Genomic DNA, 16115 nt, shown 5'->3' with positions numbered 1-16115 from the left:
CTATTCAACTGTTCGAGTATTCCGAGCAACAGCTTTGGCCATCTGAAGCGCTAAGTTTCTTTTTGTTCTAAAAAGGAAGAAGGGGCTGCCCCTAGGCTATTTATGCCTTTAGGGACAGCCCCTTTACATGCTACAGCTGTAGGCCGCCTATACAGAAATGGATCTATCTATACGGCTTGCAAGCCGGCCTGGTTGAGCAAATTCCACGGTTTGTTGTAATGCGGCTGGAAGAAGAAATCAACGAAGCTTAGCTCATCCATCGTCATTCCGTTTTGGATGCAAACCGACAGCGTATTGATCGACTGGGTCAAATCGACTTTCGACAGCACTTGAGCGCCAACAATTCTTCCGTTGTCTCCCTCATAAACGACTTTTAAAGTGACGGGCTCATAAGTCGGCATAAACTCGGGGCGGTAGTTGTCTACTATTGTGACTTTTTTCACATTCATGCCCGCAGCAATCGCGGCTGTTTCTGTCATGCCCGTCGAAGCGATGTTGTAGTCGTAAATTTTAATGCCCGATGTGCCTTGGGTGCCCAAATATTTAATGGTCGGCTCCATGAGATTGCGGGCGACGAGCGTCCCCATCCGTACGGCGTTAGTCGCTAGAGGAATATAGGCATGGCCTCCGGTAGGGTTGTAGCGGACGGCACAGCTATCGCCTGCGGCGAACACGTCTTGTTTGCTGGTGCGCATATATTCATCGACGATAATGGCACCGTTCTGGAGCATGTCGACTTGCCCTTTCAGCAGTTCGGTATTCGGCCGGAAGCCGATGCATAGGACGACCATATCCGCTTCGTATGTGCCGCCGTCTGTGACTACGGCGGTCACTCGGCCGTGTTCGTCGCCTGTGAACGAAGTGACCGTTTGATTCAAGGCCAGCTCTACATCTCTTTTTGTAAACTCGGCTTCCGTTAAATCGGTAAATTCCTGATCCAAATATTTATAAAGAATCCGGTCCATGTTGTCGATCAGCGTGACTTCTTTGCCCAACATCTCAAAGGCTTCCACCAGTTCAATGCCGATATATCCCGCGCCGATCACGGCGATTTTTTTGGCTTGTTTCGCTTTTTCGATAATCGTTTGCGCATGGTTGTAGTTTTTGCAAAGCAGTACATTTTCAAGCCGGATGCCTTCCATGTCGGGAATAATAGGCCACGATCCGGTGGTGACCACAAGCTTGTCGTACGTATGAATTATTTCTTCGCCGGTGACGAGGTTTTTGGCGGTTAACGTTTTGGCATCCGTATCGACGGCAAGCACATCATGCTTCATTAGCGTTGTAATGCCAAGCTCGGCCATCTTTTCTGGCGACGAGTAGAACAGGCCATCCGCATTTTTTACAATGCCGCCTACATGAAGCGCGATGCCGCACGATAGGAAGGAGATATTGTCATTCCGTTCAAACACGGTAATTTGGGCGTCGGGATAAAGTTTGGCCATTCCAGTAATCGCGGCTGTGCCGGCATGTGTGCATCCAATAACTGCAATCTTTGTTGTCATTCCAATCTCCTCCTTATTTTAAAACGGGGATAGATTTCCGGCTGAGCGGAGGGACTATCACTATTACGTGATTATTTTCACAACTACCTATAATGTGAAAACATTCACAATACCTTTCTGCTACTATCATATGCGATTCTATCCAAAAAGACAATGGCTATTTTGTGACAAAAATCACAAAGTCTTTTAAAAGCTTGCACAGCAAGCCAAGGGAGCGGCTAACCGGCAGCGATCATCCAAATTTGACGGGCAATCAACAGAGTGCTGATTCCAATGAACAGCGGCTTAATATATTTCGCTCCTTGGCGAATCGCTACACGCGAGCCCACCAGAGAACCGAGAACCATTGCTGCTCCCATGATGAGGCCAATGCCATACGATACGAACCCAAGTGTGATAAAGGCTGCAAGCGCAAACAGATTGCTGGTGAAGTTGAGCAATTTGGCGTTGCCCGCGGCATTCACGAAGTCCAGTCCAAGAAGCAGAAAAGCAAAAATAAAAAAGGACCCCGTTCCCGGTCCAAAAAAACCGTCGTATGTGCCAAGAAGCAAGGCGGCTGCGGCCATTAACGACCAGCTTTTTTTCGTCATCGGACGGGGAGAGCCGATTTTCCCCCAGTCGCGTTTGAACAGTGTATAGGCGGTCACGAGCGCAAGCATAATGACAACGAGCGGACGCAGCCAGCCGGACGGCACCGTTTGAAGCAGCAGCGTCCCAGCAAGTCCGCCGATTGCGGCAAGCGGAACAAGCTTTCCCGTTACTTTCAGGTTGATATGGCCGGAACGCAAAAACGCAAGGGTGCTCGTCAGCGAAGACAAGGTGCCGGCCAGTTTGTTGGTGCCAAGAGCGAGGTGAGGCGGCAAACCCGCCGCGAGCAACGCAGGTAGGGCGATTAAACCGCCCCCGCCGACGACGGAGTCGACAAAGGCGGCCAGAAAGCCTGCCGCAACAATCCAAACCACGATTTCCCAAGTAATCTCAATGTCCAAAAACATGTTTCGTCATCCCTATCCGCATCATCATTATTTGCGCTTCATCATACCGCATTTGAGTGGATGGCACCAGCAGCTTTTGAGATCGATGCTCCCATTTGCTGCTTTTCTTTGACATAGAGTTAAGCCAGCTTTCCTAAGAGTGTAATTTATTGAGTTATAATGATGTCGAAGACTTATCGAAGCGATTGAAGGAACAGTGGCGTATGGCCATTTTTGGAAAAGGTTAACGCGATTGGAATGGAGGTAGAGATGGTGGAGCCAAGCAAGGAGTTGAGGCCCCTTTTTGGGGATCAGGTCGTACTCGTGACTGGCGCGGGCGCGGGAATTGGCCGGGTCATTGCTCAGGAGTACGCGCGTTGCGGCGCGCATGTGGCGATTGCAGATCGTAATGCTGAGAAGTTGAGCGAAACAGAGAGGCTGCTGCGTGAAGAAGGATTCGAAGCTTTCTCCATTTTAGCGGATATTAGCAAGCCGGAGGCTCCGGCGGAAATGATGGGGAAGATCGGTTCGGAATATGGTCGGCTTCATATTTTGATTAACAATGCAGGGTATGGGGTATGGAAATCGCCGTATGATTTGGCGCTGGAAGAGTGGGACGGCATCCTCAACACCAACCTGAGAGGAACGTTTCTTTGCTCGAGGGAAGCGGCTAAATGGATGAGAAAAAGCGGTGACGGCGGGGCGATCGTTAATCTTTCATCCACGCGCGCGCTTATGTCGGAGGCGAATTCGGAAGCTTATGCGGCGTCAAAAGGCGGCATCCTGGCGCTCACGCATGCGATGGCGGTTTCGCTCGGTCCCGACCGTATTACGGTCAATGCCATCTGTCCGGGCTGGATCGAAACGGGCGATTACGGCAGGCTCCGTCCCGAGGATCATGCGCAGCATCCCGCTGGACGGGTGGGGACGCCCGAAGATATTGCGCGTGCTTGCTTGTATTTAACCGATCCTCGCAACAACTTTATAACGGGAACCAACATCACGATTGATGGGGGAATGACGCGGAAAATGATTTACGAAGATTAAATCTATATGCAGGCATGGAGAAAAGGATTTCCTACTTGGAACCCCTGACGGCTGTTGAGAAAGTATCGACGGCCTTCTTTATGTTCAAATTATTCCATTCGACACCACGTTAATATTATATAAATTGGCATTTCACCTACCATTCAGAACGCAAACGTTGAAGAAGGATGAATACCATGCTGATGGGAAACTATATCATTCTCTTTATTATTGTCGGTATTGTTTTATCTTTTCTATTTTTTATAAATTTTTTATATAACTTCACTTATTTACATTTACAGTAAATTAAAATATACTTTAATCCACAGATTGTATCATACACACGTTCCTTATCTTATATGTAAGAAAGGAGGTGTACGGATGAAAAAATCAGTATCTTTAATTGTTATCATGCTAGCAGTTGTTCTAAGTTTTACAACAACTGCGTTTGCCGCGTTCAGCTATAATAGCGGGAATATTACTCTTTCAGGCGGAACGATCAAGCTTGGTCAAGGAGTTATATCCAACTCCGGCACAACATATGACACTTTAACCGTCAAGCTTTATCGCGGAACGACACTAGTAAGTATCAAAACAATTACTTACGCTCCAGGACAATGGACTTACCCTGGATATGCAGGCGCTCCTGAGATTATTCTGGCAACAGGCCAACCGGCCGGTCAATACAGATATGAACTATCCGCTTCAGGAAACTGGCATGTTCTAGCTGGAATCCATAATTAATTCATCTTACACTCGCTAACAAGATAATTAGAGCAAGCAAAGCCCTGTCAATAATGACAGGGCTGCAGGCTGTCGAGAGTTTCTCGACGACCTAAAGGGGTTCCAAATTGGAACCCCTTATTTATATAAAGGCTAGTTGCCGGTTTGCTTTTGTAACAATCGGTTCAACTGCTCCTCTACCAAAGCGCTGCGCTGCTCTTGTTTCTGCTCGTGGCTGCTTGGAACGCGGCTTCCATAGCTGTCATGACGGGATCGGAACAGCTCGCGCTGCGCTTCCCACTCCATTACTTTATGCTCGATTCTTTCAAATTCCCTCGAAGCGGAACTTACGCCGTGCAGCGAATGAGCTTCAGGTGAATTCGCTTGCGCGGATGTGCGCCGAACTCTAGTGACGAGCTCTTCCCGCTTCGCTTGCAGCCTCGTTTTTTCTTCCTTCAACGCTTCCACTCTCAGCTCCAGATCGAGAGCGGCCTGTTTCGCAATTCCGCTCAATTTTGCGGTTTCTTCCGCTTGCTCTTCATAAAGCAGCTTGGCTTCAATTGCCGTACGCGCTTCCGCCTCGCGGCCTTCGACAGCGGCTTGCTCCGCTTTTCCCTCGTAATAGTTCGCTTGGCCGACGAGCTCATCATATTTGGTAGTCAGCATGCGCTCCTGCACTTTTTGGCTGGCAAGGCCGCGTTCCGTTTTGGCTATTTCCTCGTCCAAATCCCTTAAATAGTGGTTCAGCATCATAACCGGATTTTCCATTTTGTCCAGCATTTCATTGGCCGCAGCCTTCGTCATATTTACTACACGTTGCAAAATTCCCATCTTACATCTCTCCCTTTATCCATTTTTAATTTATCTCTATTTTTAAGTTTGATCTTAGTAGTGGCGGTAGCTGCCTGCAAAAGGTATTTCTTCAATCGGCGATTTCGGAATAAAGATAGCAGCCAGGATGTACGCCAGTAGAACTCCTCCAAAGCTGAATAACGCGGTAATGACAACAAGCACTCTGACTATTGTGGAATCGATGCCGAAAAATTCGGCTAGTCCTCCGCAAACACCTGTAAGCTTGTTGTCCCTTTGAGACTTAAACAATTTTTTCATCTTTCCTCATCCTTTCGTGTGGCTCATCTATGTCTTAATTGTATAAGAGCGGCAGCGATGCCGAAACGGTCCCCGGTCTAAAAGGGGAGCTGGCCTTTGGGCGGGGAGGAACTGAGACGGACGACGGGGAGAAGGGGAGTCTTAGGTAGAGATATATAAGAGATTAAAGGGAGATTCAACATGGAAGATGAAAAAGGCCGTTTTCAAGGGGAATGGACCTCGAGAACGACCTTTTTCTTTATTTCGTTTTATTGTAAGCCATAAGCAGTTTGGAAAAGGACTTCTCCAGACTGGAGATACGGGTTGACGCGTAGTCGTTTCCATTGCGCTCGTTAAAGAGAAAGGACAGCTTTTCGATTTCATTGTCTAGCCAAGGCAAAGTGACGATGTCCGATTCCGGCAGCTTTTTTCTGCGTTTTTTTTGGCTCCATTGCCGGAGGAAAAAGCGGACCGCAATCAAATAGTTCATCTTGTCCCAATGAATTTTGCTGTCGAGCCCAAGCCTTATGGTACGTTCGTATAGCTTTACTGCCTTATCAATATCCGTAACCGCATAAAACTGCAAAAGGATGCTGTACTCGTCCAAATATTGAGGACCCCTCAAAGATTGAATCGCTTTGCCCGCCGTTTTTACCGCATCCCCATATTCCCCTAGCTTCAGCAGAGGATAAATCATGATGCTGTACGTATTTTGCGGGATTGACTGACAGCTCATACCCCCGTCCAAAATCGGTTTGATGGCGGTCATCCCTCTTTTGTTTTGATTCATTTCAAAATAGTAATGTCCAAACGCATTCTGCTCACAGGCTCTGCAATCGGATAGGCTGTCTCTAGGCGCCGATCTCCATTGTTTATAGTAGACAGCGGCTTCCTTCGACTTGCCTTGATGAAGCAGATAGCTGACTTGCAGCTTATAGTAGGATCTTAAGGAGTAATGGTACAGCAAGCACTTCCCTTTAAAGTCTTCAAGCAGCTGCTCCAGTTTCTCTAAATCGATTTGGGGAATGCACAAGGCTCTGCTAATGACCCATTTATAATACCAGAGGATATCGAAGCTGGAATGCTTGGAGGGATCCTTTTCGAATTTGGCCAGACACCAAGCAAATGGAATGAACATGCGCTCCGGACAGCCGCATACCGATGTATATCTCAAGTAATGCATTCGGGCATCAAAAGCGTCTTCGACCGTCAAATAATGATCGGCAATCAAGATCGACTCTTCCAGAAGAGCTAGTTTCTGCTTCCCATCCGGCATGTCCCAGGTTTCCCTGCGCAGGCTGTCGTATCTTTCTTTCATGATTCCGCCGCTCCAATCGATTCGTTCAACCCTTTGTTCATAAAATAAAGCAAAGATTCATTCAATAATCTCAATTCCTCAGAGTTCATCGTATGATTGCCCATGAGCAAAGCTTGCGTATAAAGAAGCTCGATACAGCATTTCTGGACTTCCCGGTTGTTGGTCGACGCGGCCTTGCGGACGATGGGATTATTGTAGTTAAAGCATAGCTTGGCAAACGGCTCATCGTAAAGCTCGCTTCGAATCGTATGAACAAGTTCGGCAAAAAAAGGCGAGGCTTCTTTTTCGGCGTTGTCTGCAAGCTTGAAAAAATTGACCTCATTGCTTGTGTTGTAAAGGACGGGAATATCGGCAGGCTCAAACAATCGAATTAATGATCGGCATTGAAACCTGTTCAATATTTCATCGGACAGATGAAGAAATGGCTCCGTCTCCTTGCGTTCTGCCGGACTCAGCGTCATGAAGCGGTTAGAGAAGTCCAGCACGTCAAGCACGCCCACTTGCACATCCGATTCAACTGTCGGCAGCTGTACAATCAATTCCAAGTCATGCGTATAGCCGCCATTTACAACCATAATGTCCTGCGACTGGGCTACTCTTGCGACTTGCCTGAACTCGTCGAGCGTTGAAGTGACATAGATGGAACTGCTTGCGGCCAAAATGGAGCCTGCATCCATCTTGCCAAGCGACGTCTCAAAGCTGAGATGCCGGATAAACAATTCATACAAGGCTGCATCTTCGACGGCCATCGCTTTGATCGAGGCGTAATGGACGAGCACGATCCGTTTAAATAGCTCATGGTCCTCAGTCGCTAACGAAACAAGATGCTGTTTAATGCAGTGGCCAAGCTCTTCCCGAACGTTGTAAAACAAATCGTTTTCTTGAAAAGATTCACGCGATGCGGTAGGCCGCAGGCTGTCTGTATTTAAAACGGCATTTACGAAAAACGCCCATGGCGGCAAAATATTAGGCAGCTTATCGGATAGCAGCATGTTTTTTAAATAAACGTGATGTCTCTTCTCATCCTGCAAGCTGACCGAATAGGGGAGGATATAAGCGATCCCCTGAACGCCCCCTAGGGCGGAACGAAGCGGAATGATATCCATCGCCGCGTTTGACGTTTCTTTTCTTATATACTCGAAGGCTGATCCCTTGTCCGTTTGCCAAGGCGGAAGCGAATTGTTGATTCGTTCCTCGTAGCCGTCTTCGATCAGATAGATAGGGGTGGGGAGAAATTTGCCGTATTTTTCGAGCAGGTTGTACATGCGGTAATATTCGAAATAATCCTCGAATTCTTGCTTTGCTTTTAAATAGACGGTTGTCCCGACGGAAACTTCTGTATCCAGTTTTCTCATTTGATAAGTGCCGTCCGGACGCCCGCGCCATTCCAAAGAGTCTCCCTCCAGCGCGGAGCGGGTAATAAGCACGATTTCATCGCTAACGACAAAGCAGGACAGCAGTCCAACGCCGAACTTGCCAATAAAGTCGTCCGAGGAGTCGAGATCGCCCCTTTTTGTCGAGCTGCCGATCCGCGCCAGAAACTGCTCGATTTGCGTTTCCGTCAAGCCGCAACCGTTATCATGGAATGATAGATTGCCGGAGGAATAAATATCGACCTTTACAACGCCTTCAATCGTATGGCCGAGACGTTTGCGAGCGGTTATCGCATCCACGCAGTTTTGCAGCAATTCGCGGACAAATACGGCTGGATCCGAATAAAGGTGATTGGACAATAATTCGATAATGCCCTGCAAGTTTACCTGAAAGTTGTGATTAGCCATAGTGTACCCCGTTTAAGTAAAGTTTTTTGTAGGCGACCATTTATCATTGGTTTAGCAAACCGTTAAAAAAGACTATAAATGGGTGCATGTTCTATTTCTGTATGTTCACAATTGTAATTTATATTTTTGTTCAATTCTAGAGGCTTGTTGGCAAAAAGAGAGACCGGTTCTCGTTTGTCTCCGGCTCAAGCTTGTCAAACTAGTCCGCATAAATGTCCAAGTCCCCTCATAGAAATGGTATCAGCCAGTAAAAAACTATGGGTGCAGAGGGGATGATTTCATGCGTCGCATGACATGGACCGCGGCAATTATTTTGTGTTTAACCTTTATATTGTCCGCTTGCGGTACAAAGGACGCCGAGTCCGTGGTAAAGGAGCTAGACAAGGTAGCGAACAGTCTTGAAAGCTACCAAGGAAGCGGGAAGATGACTCTTCATACCGGCCAGCAGCCGCTTGAGTATCAAGTGGAGGTAGCTTATCAAAAGCCATCTTATTACCGCATCAAATTAACAAACGAAGAAAAGGACATTACACAGATCGTGCTGCGAAACGACGAAGGAGTATTCGTCTTGACTCCAAAGCTGAACAAGGTATTCCGGTTCCAAAGCGACTGGCCGCAAAACCAAGGACAGGTATACCTTTATCAAACGCTGATTCAAAGCATTATTGTAGACGGCTCCAGACAGTTCGCTGTAAACGACGACGCCTATGTCTTCGATGTCATGGCGAATTACAATAACGGTTCGTTAGCCCGCCAAAAAATTTGGCTGAACAAATCCGATCTTAGCCCGGTGCAGGTGGAAGTAAGCGATACAAACGCATCGGTTTTGGTGGACGTGAAATTCGATACGTTTAAGTTCGATCAAAAATTCGACAAAAGCGTATTCGAAACACAAGCCAATATGGCAGCTGCTCCTCCGACAGAAGGAGAAAACGGCGGCGAAGGCGACAAGCCGACTGTAGCGACTCCTGAGCAAGAAACGGATGAGGCGGCGGCGCCGGACGATGAAGCTGCCGAAGGCGGCGAGGACGAAGAAGCGAGCAATCCGGACGATGACGCAGCCTCTGGCGCCGAAGGCGAGAAGGAAGCCGATTTTGCCGCAATGGGCCCATCCTATACTCCTGATGGAGTTGCGGAAAAAGACAGCGTAGATATTGTTTACGGCGGCAATCCCGGACTCATTACAAGGTACACCGGCACATATAACTATACGTTGATCCAAACGCAGCCGCGGGATCAGGCGGCATCGCTTGTGCCGGGATTAATTGTAGATTTGGGCTTTACAATGGGCGAGCTGACCTCAAGCGAAGAGGATGAGCTTCAGACGCTCACCTGGACGTACAACGGCAATCAGTTCCGACTGTCCAGCTCCGATCTTCCCGAATCGGAATTGATCAAGGTGGCCCAGTCGGTACAAGGAGAAGTAGGAAAGTAACAGGCGAAAAAAAGCGTCTGCCTATTATTTCCTAGACTTGCAGGCCGATTTTCAAGGCTCATTTCATTGACAGTCCCAGCAGCAGCGTTTAACATTATTTTATTAATGTTTGTTGCTCGGACTGTCACGGTTTTGCAATGAGGAGAAGGTGAACGTCTTGAATTCGTTTTATCGCCCGACTTGGGCAGAGATATCGCTTGATGCGCTGCGTCATAATTTAAAGGCTGTAAGAGATGCGCTTCCTGCGGGCAGCTTGCTGATGGCATCGGTGAAAGCGAACGCATACGGTCACGGTGCAATAGAAATTGCGGGGGCGGCTGAGCGCTTCGGCGTGGATTATATGGGCGTCGCTTTTTTGGATGAGGCGCTCCAACTGCGCAGAGCCGGCATTCAGTCGCCTATTCTTGTGCTCGGCTTCGTGCCGGAGGAAGGGCTTGAGCTCGCAAGGGAGAATGGCATCACCATCAGCTTGTTCCGCGAGGACATCCGTCTGGCGGCGGAACGGTTGAGGGTGGAAGACGGCCGTAGACTTAAGGTTCACATTAAAATCGATTCCGGAATGGGGCGGCTTGGTCTGCTCGGAGCCGAATCGGCTTTGCCGTTTATTGAGCGTGCGCTGGGTACGCCTCAGCTTGAGGTGGAAGGTTTGTTTACCCACTACGCCAAAGCGGATGAAGCGGATAAAGCATATACAAAGCTGCAATACGACAGATTTATGGAAATTGCGGATGCCGTCAAAGCGAACGGCTGGAGCATTCCGATCGTTCATGCGGCCAATAGCGCCGGCGGGATGGATACGCCGCAATGGGCGGGCGATATGGTTCGGCTGGGCATAGGCATGTACGGAATTTATCCGTCTTGTGAAGTGAATCAGCAACGTATTGCCTTAAAGCCGGTGTTGTCGCTGAAAACAAAAATCGTTTGGGTGAAGAAGGCGCCGGCCGGCTGGGGAGTCAGCTACGGTACACGCTATTTCACAGAAAAAGAAGAGCTCATCGGTACGCTGCCGATCGGCTATGCCGACGGATATAGCCGGATGCTGACGGGCAAGGCGCATGTTTTGGTGCGGGGCGTCAAGACGCCGATCCGGGGAACGATTTGTATGGATCAATGTATGGTGGCGCTTGATTCCATTCCGCTAACGGATGGGGCAGAGCCTGTTGCGGCGGGTGAAGAAGCCGTTTTGATCGGTACGCAAGGAAACGTTTCCATCACAGCGGGAGAAATAGCGGACCAGCTAGGTACGATCAGCTATGAGGTCATATGTATGCTCGCGTCCCGCGTTCCTCGCATGTACATGGAAGACGGACGCGCCATCAAAACGAGCAACGGATTGGCTTGAAGGGCAATGGAAAATATTCCAGTGCACAATTTTTTATTTTAGACAGGAAATGCGGCGGAAAGGTCGAATGTATGTGAGTCGGCTTTGCGCAATTGTGTTGCGGGAAGCATATAGCATAATTGATATACGGTCATCATAGATATGGTGAAGTATAGTTCCGGCATTATTTTGTCATAATGTGTAATGAGGTTTTGGAAAAGTTTTGGGGGTGCGAGTTCGGTGGCCAATGTGCATAATACGAAAAGGATCATGATTAGCTTGCCCGATCAGCTGCTTGAGGAGGTCGACGGTATCGTCGCCAAAGAAAACTCCAATCGCAGCGAGTTTATTCGGCAAGCCATGAAGCTGTATTTGGTGGAACGGAAAAAACGCCAGATTCGCGAATCCATGCAGCGCGGATATATGGAAATGGCTAAAATCAACCTGAATATGGCCTCGGAAGCGTTTCAAGCGGAGGAAGAAGCAGGTCATACTTTAGGCCGTCTCGTTAGCGGGGTGTAAAGCTTGATCGTAAAACGCGGAGATGTGTTTTTTGCCGATTTGTCCCCTGTCGTCGGCTCGGAGCAAGGCGGAGTCCGTCCCGTTCTCGTCATACAGAACGATATCGGAAACCGATTCAGCCCTACGGTAATTGTTGCCGCCATTACCGCCCAAATTCAGAAAGCGAAGCTGCCAACCCATGTGGAGATGGATGCCGCTACGCATGGTTTCGATCGCGATTCCGTCGTACTGCTTGAGCAGATTCGGACGATCGACAAGCAGCGCTTGACGGATAAAATTACGCATCTGGACGATGAAACGATGCGAAAAGTGGACGATGCCTTGCTTATTAGCGTAGGCTTAATTGACTTTTAACAAAAGTAAGTTCCATGAGAAATTTCAAAAATAAGGATAGACAATATGTGGTCGTATTTGCTATTATAGGCTCAATTCATTGATGATCTGAATAGAAGAGCACCATATTGCGAGGAACGCAATCAGCTTGCCGGTAGGCAGCTGAATGCGTTCCTTTTTTTGTTGCTCGGGGAGGGTGAGAGGTTGAGAAATAAGCGTAACGTTTGGCTCAGCATGACTGCGGCGGTGTTGTCTGCATCGCTCGTATACGGGCTTTATGCGCTGCAAAGGCAGCAGCATGAGAGGAGGGAGATGATTGAGGTTGTCATTCCAAAACGGTTTATCGCTGCAGGTGAGCGGCTCGGGGCAAGCGACCTTGAACTGACCAGGCTGCCGCTGGATGCGTTCAGGGATGAAATGGTGACGTCGATTGGCAAGGCGGCAGGAAAGGAGGCGGCTATACCGCTCGGGAAGGGAGAGGCGCTGCTCGATTGGAAGTTCAACGATTATTATTTGCTGCCAAGAAGCGGGGAGTCGACCTTTCAAATTCCGAAGGACTACATTCGCTCCATTTCGAACGGCATTAGAGCGGGGGATCGGGTGCTGCTGTATGTTTCAGGCGCAGAAGGGGATTCCAGACGTGTCTTTTCCGCCCCTGTAGTTGTCGCCTCGGTCAAAAGCTCCGCCAACGTGGAAGTGGACAGCTTAGAGCAATCGCATCTGTTGTCGCTTGCAGATGACAATAGAGACGGGATGTATGTCGCGAAGAGGGACGCGAATGCGATGATTGAGTACTTAAATTTGAATTTGACGGAAGCTCAGTGGCTGGAAATGGATGAGTTGTGCAAAGGGGGAGACAACAAGCTTGTTGTGGCTTACAGCTCCGATCCGTTTGAAGGGCACGATGTGAGCGCTCAAGGAAGTGGCGCAAAGTGAAGGGAGGAAGCGCGCCGCTTGCCGCTTTTGTAGGGACAACGCCGAACATTGGGACGACGACGGCAGCTTACGCCGCCGCGCTCCGGATTGCGGAGCATAGCAAGGCACAGGTGGGCTTTTTATGCCTCCATTTAAAAAGCGCCAAGCTTCACCGTTTTATCGGCGTGGATGAGCCGGCTATCTCGCTTGATGGGCTTCAACCGGAGCTGAGATCGGCGGCTTTATCGGCAGAGATGCTGAGAAGTGCTTGCTATACCGTCCCCCAGCAGCCGAATTTGCGAGTGCTGTTCGGGAATTTGAACCGCGAGGGGGCGGAGTTTGTCGGCCCGGAGGAAATCGGCCATTTGTTGGACGTGGCTGCGGCAGCCTTTTCGTTTGTTGTAGTGGATGTCGGCGCTTATTGGGATAACGCCGCGACGGTATGTAGCTTGCAGCGGGCGGATTCACGCATTTTATTGACAACGGCTGCATTATCGCATTTTCAGGAGGATGGGCATCGATGGATTAGCGGCGTTTCACCTTTATTTAACATTCTGCCTAGTCAATATGATTGTATAGTCATTCAAAACCAATGGGGACGGGGAGGGTACAGCGTGAGAGAAATTTGCAAGGAGCTTGGCGTGAAGCCACTGGGGGAATTTCATTTGAAAGAAACGATGTTTAACGCGCTCGATAAAGGGAATTACAGCCACTGGCTGAAACATGATCCCGACGGCAAGGAGGCGATGAAAAAAACGGCCATGAGGTTAATGGAGCGCCATGGAGCGGTGCCCTCGTTCCCGGCTATTTCTAAACAGCCCTGGTACCGAAAACTGATGACTCACCGAAACGGGGTGAGCTCGTCATGAAGGATAACCGATCACGATTTTCTCCTTCGGCATTCGCCTCCCGCTTGAAGGTGGAGGAGGGGCCTTATGCAAGGGAGGAGGGAATTAAGCTGATGCTGAAGGAGTCGTACTCCGGCGAGGAGGATTTTGAAAAGCTGACCGAAGACATTCGTTCTTACATAAGCGCTCCAAGAGGATTGAACGAAGAAGAACGGAGGCAGTACAGCGAGGCGTTGAATCGAGCCGTATTGGGATTTCCGCAGGAGCGCGGGCAGCTGCTAGCGGTTATTGAGGACCGGCTTATTAGACTACGTATCCAGCATGCAAAGGGACGAGAGCCTTACGAGAGTTTGGCGGAAGCATTATTTGCGGAAGTGATCGGTTTAAATGTGCTGGAGCTTGTTCTGGCCCAAAGGCAAGGACTAGAGGAGATTCAGGTTGTTGGCGAGCGGATTTATGAGGTTCGAGGCGGTGTGCCTGCTTTATCCTCTTACCGTTTTGACAGTATGCGCGAAGTGGAACGAATTCAGCAAAATTTGGTCCTCTACAACAATGATCGGATTAATCCTAGAAAACGATGGGCGGAAGTGACGCTTCAGGACGGTTCTCGGGTGACGATGACGGGATTTGGCTTTACATCATGTCCCACGCTTACGATTCGCTTTTATACGACAGGGCGTCTTGGGCTTGATGCTTTAATGGGTATTCCTTATCGCTCTCTTAGCGGCCGAATGGCGGATATGCTGCGGGCAGCTTTGCAAGCGAGATACAACCTAGTCATTATTGGGCCAACCAACTCCGGGAAAACCAATTTAATGAAAGCTTTGATCGCCGAGCTTCCGGATGAAGAGCGGATCGTCACGATTGAAGGCAGATTCGAAATGATGCTGGGGAGAGACTTCCCAGCGAAAAATATAGTGGAATATGAAACCTCGGAAGAGGATGAAGCTCACTGCTCCTCTCAGGCGTTCAAGCTGGCACTGAGGCAGTCGCCGCAGCGCATTATTCATGCGGAGATTAGAGATGACGACGCCAATATTTATGTGCGGGCTTGTACGCGCGGGCATGCGGGCAGCATGACGACAGTGCATGCCAATCGGTTGGAAGATGTGCCGGAAGCGATTGCCGACATGTGTATGCTGGATGGGCGCGGAATGAACCCGGAGCGGCTTACAAAACGAATTGCGGAGTATGTCACGGAGCTTGGAGTTGAGCTGCGGATTTGGAACGGCAGACGAATCGTGAGCCGAATCGGAGAGCTGAAATGGCAGGAGGGAGAAACTAGTGTACAGGATTGGGCGCTGTTCGACGAGGAAAGGGATGAGTGGAACTATCCGAAAGCCCCTTCCAAACGGGTAATCGCTTGGATGAACGGGAGAGGAGCGGTCAATGGATAATAGTCTGGTATTTACGGCCGGCGGTGTGCTGTTGTTTATTTTATTGTACGGTTTGATGTATGGGATTCTACTCTTTTTGAACGGGCGAAATCAATTGAAAAGCCGTTTAACTTATAAATCTGGAATTGGCATTAGGGAGTCGCTGATTCGCTTTAAATGGATAGCTCTGCTGCGCGAACATGTGGGACAACTGCTAGAGACGTTAAGGATGAGAACGAGTCCGGATTTTTTTTTGTTGCTGTCACTCTTGTTAGGGTTGTCGGGCTTATTTGTGGGAGGACTGTTTTTTCAAACGACAAAAGGGGCGTTCGTATTTGGACTTGTCATTGGACTGGCTCCTTATGTTTGGCTGCGAGGGCTGCTCGTCCATCGCAGAATGGGCGCCCAAATGGATTTTCTTCCGGCTGTCGAGCTGTTTTATCAATGTTATCTTGTAACGGGAGAGGGTCAGGTTCGAATTGCTTTGCAAGGAACGGTGGAGGAAAAGAGGCTGCTGGGTCCGATGCAGTCGGTATTTGAGCAGTTGTATCGCAATTTATGCGTGCGCGGCGACGATGACGCCAGCTTGAAAATTATGGCCTCATCTCTCGGGCATATATGGGCTGATTATTTTGCCGGGATTATGAAGGTGGCGTTGACGGAAGGGGTATCTATCACAGAGAGCTTAAGAGAGCTGCTCAGTGATATGAGAAAGTCGCGAAGGGCCAATGAGAGGGAACGCCATCGGCTGCTAGAAATACGGGTGGCCAATTTCACGCCGGTTTTGTTTCTTGCGTTGTTTATTGGCATTAATCTTCGATATAACCGAACCAATTCCTTCTATTATTATGTGCATGATTCTGAGGGACGGGACATGCTTCTGAACGCGCTGCTGCTTATATTTGGTTCTTTTCTTATGGGGCTGTGGCTGTCCCGCAAAAAAATGTAA

Annotated in this window: 16 protein-coding genes; 10 read left to right on the top strand and 6 right to left on the bottom strand. The window is 49.0% G+C overall.

Annotation, left to right across the window (positions count from 1 at the left end; translation table 11 throughout):
• Window positions 1–167: 167 nt before the first annotated feature.
• Both ACFQZE_RS12420 and ACFQZE_RS12415 read right to left on the bottom strand, forming a co-directional pair.
• The gene (locus ACFQZE_RS12420) at window positions 168–1505 is read right to left on the bottom strand and encodes an FAD-dependent oxidoreductase (RefSeq protein WP_379357299.1); all 1338 of its coding nucleotides are present in this window, start codon (window positions 1503–1505) and stop codon (window positions 168–170) included.
• A 218-nt stretch (window positions 1506–1723) separates the two neighbouring features.
• Complete coding sequence (locus ACFQZE_RS12415; RefSeq protein WP_379357297.1) at window positions 1724–2500, bottom strand: sulfite exporter TauE/SafE family protein; 777 nt, start codon at window positions 2498–2500, stop codon at window positions 1724–1726.
• Window positions 2501–2749: 249 nt separating this feature from the next.
• Between ACFQZE_RS12415 and ACFQZE_RS12410 the strand changes: the two genes are divergently transcribed.
• Window positions 2750–3526: an SDR family NAD(P)-dependent oxidoreductase gene (locus tag ACFQZE_RS12410; RefSeq protein WP_379358206.1), complete on the top strand. Its 777-nt coding sequence runs from the start codon at window positions 2750–2752 to the stop codon at window positions 3524–3526.
• A 360-nt stretch (window positions 3527–3886) separates the two neighbouring features.
• The gene (locus ACFQZE_RS12405) at window positions 3887–4249 is read left to right on the top strand and encodes a hypothetical protein (protein ID WP_379357295.1); all 363 of its coding nucleotides are present in this window, start codon (window positions 3887–3889) and stop codon (window positions 4247–4249) included.
• Between the two features lie 132 nt (window positions 4250–4381).
• Here the strand turns inward: ACFQZE_RS12405 and ACFQZE_RS12400 are convergent, their stop codons facing one another.
• From ACFQZE_RS12400 to ACFQZE_RS12385, 4 genes are all read right to left on the bottom strand, one after another.
• Window positions 4382–5059: a PspA/IM30 family protein gene (locus tag ACFQZE_RS12400; RefSeq protein ID WP_379357293.1), complete on the bottom strand. Its 678-nt coding sequence runs from the start codon at window positions 5057–5059 to the stop codon at window positions 4382–4384.
• Window positions 5060–5113: 54 nt separating this feature from the next.
• A complete protein-coding gene (locus ACFQZE_RS12395; RefSeq protein WP_379357291.1) occupies window positions 5114–5338 on the bottom strand; it encodes a PspC domain-containing protein in 225 nt (74 codons plus the stop codon).
• A gap of 238 nt (window positions 5339–5576) precedes the next feature.
• Window positions 5577–6635: a hypothetical protein gene (locus ACFQZE_RS12390; RefSeq protein ID WP_379357289.1), complete on the bottom strand. Its 1059-nt coding sequence runs from the start codon at window positions 6633–6635 to the stop codon at window positions 5577–5579.
• Window positions 6632–8416: an HSP90 family protein gene (locus ACFQZE_RS12385; protein ID WP_379357287.1), complete on the bottom strand. Its 1785-nt coding sequence runs from the start codon at window positions 8414–8416 to the stop codon at window positions 6632–6634. The genes ACFQZE_RS12390 and ACFQZE_RS12385 overlap by 4 nt, the downstream gene beginning before the upstream one ends.
• A gap of 280 nt (window positions 8417–8696) precedes the next feature.
• On the opposite strand from ACFQZE_RS12385, the gene ACFQZE_RS12380 reads away from it, so the two are divergent.
• From ACFQZE_RS12380 to ACFQZE_RS12345, 8 genes are all read left to right on the top strand, one after another.
• Window positions 8697–9851: a LolA family protein gene (locus tag ACFQZE_RS12380; RefSeq protein WP_379357285.1), complete on the top strand. Its 1155-nt coding sequence runs from the start codon at window positions 8697–8699 to the stop codon at window positions 9849–9851.
• 148 nt (window positions 9852–9999) lie between these two features.
• A complete protein-coding gene (gene alr, locus ACFQZE_RS12375; protein ID WP_379357283.1) occupies window positions 10000–11193 on the top strand; it encodes an alanine racemase in 1194 nt (397 codons plus the stop codon).
• Between the two features lie 219 nt (window positions 11194–11412).
• Window positions 11413–11694 carry a CopG family ribbon-helix-helix protein gene (locus ACFQZE_RS12370; RefSeq protein ID WP_379357281.1) on the top strand — a complete coding sequence of 94 codons (282 nt, stop codon included), beginning with the start codon at window positions 11413–11415 and terminating at the stop codon, window positions 11692–11694.
• Between the two features lie 3 nt (window positions 11695–11697).
• Window positions 11698–12048, top strand: a complete 351-nt coding sequence (locus tag ACFQZE_RS12365) for a type II toxin-antitoxin system PemK/MazF family toxin (protein ID WP_087569551.1) — start codon at window positions 11698–11700, stop codon at window positions 12046–12048.
• Window positions 12049–12231: 183 nt separating this feature from the next.
• Window positions 12232–12963, top strand: coding sequence for an SAF domain-containing protein (locus ACFQZE_RS12360; protein WP_379357278.1), 732 nt, complete (start codon window positions 12232–12234; stop codon window positions 12961–12963).
• Window positions 12960–13811, top strand: coding sequence for a CpaE/TadZ family protein (locus ACFQZE_RS12355; protein WP_379357276.1), 852 nt, complete (start codon window positions 12960–12962; stop codon window positions 13809–13811). The genes ACFQZE_RS12360 and ACFQZE_RS12355 overlap by 4 nt, the downstream gene beginning before the upstream one ends.
• Window positions 13808–15187 (top strand): ATPase, T2SS/T4P/T4SS family, encoded by a 1380-nt coding sequence (locus tag ACFQZE_RS12350; RefSeq protein ID WP_379357274.1) that lies wholly within the window; start codon window positions 13808–13810, stop codon window positions 15185–15187. The genes ACFQZE_RS12355 and ACFQZE_RS12350 overlap by 4 nt, the downstream gene beginning before the upstream one ends.
• Window positions 15180–16115 carry a type II secretion system F family protein gene (locus ACFQZE_RS12345; RefSeq protein WP_379357272.1) on the top strand — a complete coding sequence of 312 codons (936 nt, stop codon included), beginning with the start codon at window positions 15180–15182 and terminating at the stop codon, window positions 16113–16115. Before ACFQZE_RS12350 ends, ACFQZE_RS12345 begins: the two co-directional genes overlap by 8 nt.

The sequence above is a fragment of the Paenibacillus sp. GCM10027627 genome, assembly GCF_042675505.1.
Taxonomy (GTDB): domain Bacteria; phylum Bacillota; class Bacilli; order Paenibacillales; family Paenibacillaceae; genus Pristimantibacillus.
This window is presented reverse-complemented; position numbering and strand designations above follow the sequence as displayed.